This is a genomic window from Mesorhizobium sp. M2A.F.Ca.ET.039.01.1.1 (genome assembly GCF_003998035.1).
Taxonomy (GTDB): domain Bacteria; phylum Pseudomonadota; class Alphaproteobacteria; order Rhizobiales; family Rhizobiaceae; genus Mesorhizobium.
Genome location: NZ_RZRY01000560.1, coordinates 1 through 4,230 on the forward strand (window position 1 = coordinate 1; position 4,230 = coordinate 4,230).

Sequence of the window (4,230 nt, forward strand, 5' to 3'; positions counted from 1 at the left end):
GCGACAGCTCGAACAGCGGGGACAGCCTGGCCAGCATGAACACGCCGGCGGTCACCATGGTCGCCGCGTGGATGAGCGCCGAGACCGGCGTCGGGCCTTCCATGGCGTCCGGCAGCCAGGTGTGCAGCGGCACCTGCGCCGACTTGCCCATGGCGCCCATGAAGAGCAGCAGGCAGACCACGGTCAGCGCCGTCTGCTTGTCGAGCGCATGGCCGAGGAAAGTCAGCACGGCGGCGCCGGCAGGCGCGCCTTCGGCCGGCAGGAATGACGCCGCATTGGCAAACACGGTGCTCAGATTGACCGAGCCGAACAGCACGAACACGCCGAAGATGCCGAGCGCGAAGCCGAAGTCGCCGACACGGTTGACGACGAAGGCCTTGATGGCGGCGGCGTTGGCCGACGGCTTCTTGTACCAGAAGCCGATCAGCAGGTAGGAAGCGAGACCGACGCCTTCCCAGCCGAAGAACATCTGGATGAGGTTGTCGGCGGTCACCAGCATCAGCATCGCGAAGGTGAACAGCGACAGATAGGCGAAGAAGCGCGGCCGGTTCGGATCGTGGTGCATGTAGCCGATCGAATAGATGTGAACCAGCGCCGACACCGTGTTGACGACGACCAGCATCACCACCGTCAGCGTGTCGATCCTGAGCGCCCAGGAGGCGTCGATGCCGCCTGACTGGATCCAGCGCAGCACCGGCACGGTGAACACCTCGCCATTGCCGAAGCCGACGGTGAAGAAGGCGATCCAGGACAGGATAGCCGCGATCACCAGGAAGCCGGAGGTGATGTATTCGGAAGCCTTGGCGCCGAGCGAATTGCCGAACAGGCCGACAATCAGGAAGCCGAGCAGCGGAAGGAAGACGATAGCCTGATACATGGTGGTTCCCGTCAACCCTTCATCGCGCTCACGTCTTCGACCGCGATCGAGCCGCGGTTGCGGAAGAAGACGACAAGAATGGCAAGACCGATCGCGGCTTCAGCGGCCGCGACCGTCAGCACGAACAGGGCGAACACCTGTCCGACGAGGTCATGCAGCGCCGCCGAGAACGCGACGAAATTGATGTTGACCGCGAGCAGGATGAGCTCGACCGACATCAAGATGACGATGATGTTGCGGCGGTTCAGGAAGATGCCGAACACGCCGAGCGTGAACAGGATCGCCGATACGGTCAGGTAATGTGCAATGCCGACGACCATCTCAGATGCCCTCGCCCGTTTTGACCTTGCGGATTTCCATGCCTGTCGCCGGCGTGCGACCGACCTGCGCGGCGATCGACTGCCGCTTGACGCCCGGCTTGTGGCGCAGCGTCAGCACGATGGCGCCGATCATGGCGACCAGCAGCACCAGGCCGGAAATCTGGAAATAATAGAGGTAGTCCGTGTAAAGGATGTCGCCGAGCGCCGCCGTGTTGGAGCGCGTGGCGAGATCCGGCGTCGCCTTGGCGACCGTCGAGGCCAGCTGCGGCGCGAATGTGTAGCCGCCGAGCACGATGATCAGCTCCGCCGCCAGGATCAGCCCGACCAGCGCGCCGATCGGCGCGTATTGCAGGGCGCCCTGCTTCATCTCGGCGAAGTCGACGTCGAGCATCATGACGACGAACAGGAACAGCACCATCACCGCGCCGACATAGACGACCAGCAGGATCATCGCCAGGAACTCGGCGCCGGTCAGCATGAAGAGGCCCGCGGCGTTGAAGAAGGTCAGGATCAGGAACAGCACCGAATGCACGGGGTTGCGCGACGAAATGACCATGAAGGCCGACGCCACGGCGATAAAGGCGAAGAGGTAGAAAAAGGCCGCCTCTAGTCCAGTCAGCATGGGTTCCCCCGGGTTCCAATTTCGACTCCGACCCGCCTCCGGTTCGAAACCGCGTGTTCCTTAGACGGACGACGTTGCGCCGTCCACTTTCTTGTTCCTTCTCCCTGTTTACGGGGAGAAGGTGGCCCGAAGGGCCGGATGAGGGGTAACGCCAAGTTTCCAGAAGCTGGCGCCGCCCCTCATCTGCCTGCCGGCATCTTCTCCCCGTGAACGGGGAGAAGCACGCTAATCACCTATACGGCGAGTCCAGCGCGATGTTGCGCGCCAGCTCCCGCTCCCAGCGATCGCCGTTCGCGAGCAGCTTTTCCTTGTTGTAGTAAAGCTCCTCGCGCGTCTCGGTCGCGAACTCGAAATTCGGCCCTTCGACGATGGCGTCGACCGGGCAGGCTTCCTGGCAGAAGCCGCAATAGATGCACTTCACCATGTCGATGTCGTAGCGCACGGTGCGGCGCGTGCCGTCGTTGCGGCGCGGGCCCGCCTCGATGGTGATGGCCTGCGCCGGGCAGATCGCCTCGCACAGCTTGCAGGCGATGCAGCGTTCCTCGCCGTTCGGATAGCGGCGCAGCGCATGTTCGCCGCGGAAGCGCGGGCTGGTCGGCCCCTTCTCATGCGGATAGTTGATGGTTTCCTTCGGCGCGAAGAACTGGCGCATCGACAGGAAGAAGGCGCTGACGAAATCCTTCAGCAGCAGCGATTTTGCGGCCTGGGCCAGAGCGGACATCACGCAAACCCCGTGATCTTGAGGAAGGCCGCGGTGGCGACGACCATGAACAGCGAGATCGGCAGGAAGACTTTCCAGCCCAGCCGCATCAGCTGGTCGTAGCGGTAGCGCGGCACGAAAGCCTTCACCATCGAGAACATGAAGAACATCAGGCAGATCTTCAGCACGAACCAGATCACACCCGGTATCCAGGTGAAGGGCGCGAAATTGAACGGCGGCAGCCAGCCGCCGAGGAACAGGATGGTCGCCAGCGCGCACATCAGGACGACGGCGACATACTCGCCGAGGAAGAAGAGCAGGAACGGCGTCGACGAATATTCAACCATGTGGCCGGCGACGAGTTCCGATTCCGCTTCCACAAGGTCGAAAGGCGGGCGGTTGGTCTCGGCGAGCGCGGAGATGAAGAACACCACGAACATCGGCAGCAGCGACAGCCAATGCCAGTCGAGGAAGGTGTTGGGCAGGCCGAGCTTGGTGCCGAGGCCGTCCTGCTGCGACATGACGATGTCGGAGAGGTTCAGCGAGCCGACGCAGAGCAGCACGGTGACGATGACGAAGCCGATCGAGACTTCGTAGGACACCATCTGCGCGGCCGAGCGCAGCGCGCCGAGGAACGGGTATTTCGAGTTGGACGCCCAACCGCCCATGATCACGCCATAAACCTCGAGCGAGGAGATGGCGAAGACATAGAGGATGCCGACATTGATGTTGGCGATCGCCCAGCCGTCATTGACCGGAATGACCGCCCAGGCCGAGATCGCCAGTACCGCCGACACCAGCGGCGCCAGAAGGAACACGCCTTTGTTGGCGCCCGACGGGATCACCGGCTCCTTGAAGACGAATTTTAAAAGGTCGGCGAAGGCCTGCAGCGTACCCCACGGACCGACGACGTTCGGGCCGCGACGCAATTGCACCGCCGCCCAGATCTTGCGGTCGGCATAGAGCAGGTAGGCGACGCCGATCAAAAGCACGACGATCAGCACGACCGACTTCAGAAGGATCAGCAGCGCCGGCAGCACGTAAATCGAGAGGAAAGTGTCCATGCTTATTCCGCCGCCTGCTTGAAGCCGCTCTTGGCCAGCGCCGAGCATTCAGCCATCACGGCCGATGCCCGCGCTATCGGGTTGGTCAGGTAGAAGTCCTTCACCGCCGAGGTGAAGGTGCCCTTGTTCAAACGGCCGCCGAGCTTCGCCACCTTGGCGATATCGTCGCCGCTGCCGGCCTGCACCTGGTCGATGCGGGCGAGATGCGGGAATTCGCCATAGAGCTTGGCGCGCAGCTGCGCCAGCGAATCGAAGGGCAGCTTCTTGCCGAGCACATCCGACAGCGCCCTGAGAATCGCCCAGTCCTCGCGCGCCTCGCCCGGAGCGAAACCGGCGCGATTGGTCTGCTGCACACGGCCTTCCGTGTTCACATAGGTGCCGGACTTTTCGGTGTAGGCGGCGGCCGGCAGGATGACGTTGGCGCGATGCGCGCCGGCATCGCCATGCGTGCCGACATAGACGACGAAGGCGCCGCCGGTCCTGGCCATGTCGATTTCGTCGGCGCCGAGCAGGAAGAGCACGTCGGTGTCGCCCAGCATGCCGGCAACGTTCTTGCCGCCCTCGCCCGGCACGAAGCCGACATCGAGGCCGCCGACGCGCGCAGCGGCGCTGTGCAGCACCGCAAAACCGTTCCATTCGGCCGTGAC

6 protein-coding genes are annotated in these 4,230 nt (G+C 63.4%); all 6 read right to left on the reverse strand.

The genetic code is table 11. The features are described from left to right. On the reverse strand, window positions 1–877 hold an 877-nt coding region (locus EOA24_RS29180), incomplete at its 3' end, for an NADH-quinone oxidoreductase subunit L (protein ID WP_127410343.1). An 11-nt stretch (window positions 878–888) separates the two neighbouring features. Beyond that, window positions 889–1,197: an NADH-quinone oxidoreductase subunit NuoK gene (gene nuoK / locus EOA24_RS29185; RefSeq protein WP_040982022.1), complete on the reverse strand. Its 309-nt coding sequence runs from the start codon at window positions 1,195–1,197 to the stop codon at window positions 889–891. Between the two features lies 1 nt (window position 1,198). Beyond that, window positions 1,199–1,819: an NADH-quinone oxidoreductase subunit J gene (locus EOA24_RS29190; RefSeq protein WP_126082114.1), complete on the reverse strand. Its 621-nt coding sequence runs from the start codon at window positions 1,817–1,819 to the stop codon at window positions 1,199–1,201. Between the two features lie 229 nt (window positions 1,820–2,048). After that, window positions 2,049–2,540 carry an NADH-quinone oxidoreductase subunit NuoI gene (gene nuoI, locus EOA24_RS29195; RefSeq protein WP_042643165.1) on the reverse strand — a complete coding sequence of 164 codons (492 nt, stop codon included), beginning with the start codon at window positions 2,538–2,540 and terminating at the stop codon, window positions 2,049–2,051. Beyond that, window positions 2,540–3,583 (reverse strand): NADH-quinone oxidoreductase subunit NuoH, encoded by a 1,044-nt coding sequence (nuoH, locus tag EOA24_RS29200; RefSeq protein WP_126082113.1) that lies wholly within the window; start codon window positions 3,581–3,583, stop codon window positions 2,540–2,542. Before nuoH ends, nuoI begins: the two co-directional genes overlap by 1 nt. Window positions 3,584–3,585: 2 nt before the next feature. Further along, a partial coding sequence (locus EOA24_RS29205) for a molybdopterin-dependent oxidoreductase (RefSeq protein ID WP_145992552.1) occupies window positions 3,586–4,230 on the reverse strand: 645 nt, incomplete at its 5' end.

Coding starts and splice junctions, on each gene's coding strand:
- nuoK (WP_040982022.1), bottom strand. CDS start 1,197: ATGGTCGTCGGCATTGCACATTACCTGACCGTATCGGCGATCCTGTTC.
- EOA24_RS29190 (WP_126082114.1), bottom strand. CDS start 1,819: ATGCTGACTGGACTAGAGGCGGCCTTTTTCTACCTCTTCGCCTTTATC.
- nuoI (WP_042643165.1), bottom strand. CDS start 2,540: ATGTCCGCTCTGGCCCAGGCCGCAAAATCGCTGCTGCTGAAGGATTTC.
- nuoH (WP_126082113.1), bottom strand. CDS start 3,583: ATGGACACTTTCCTCTCGATTTACGTGCTGCCGGCGCTGCTGATCCTT.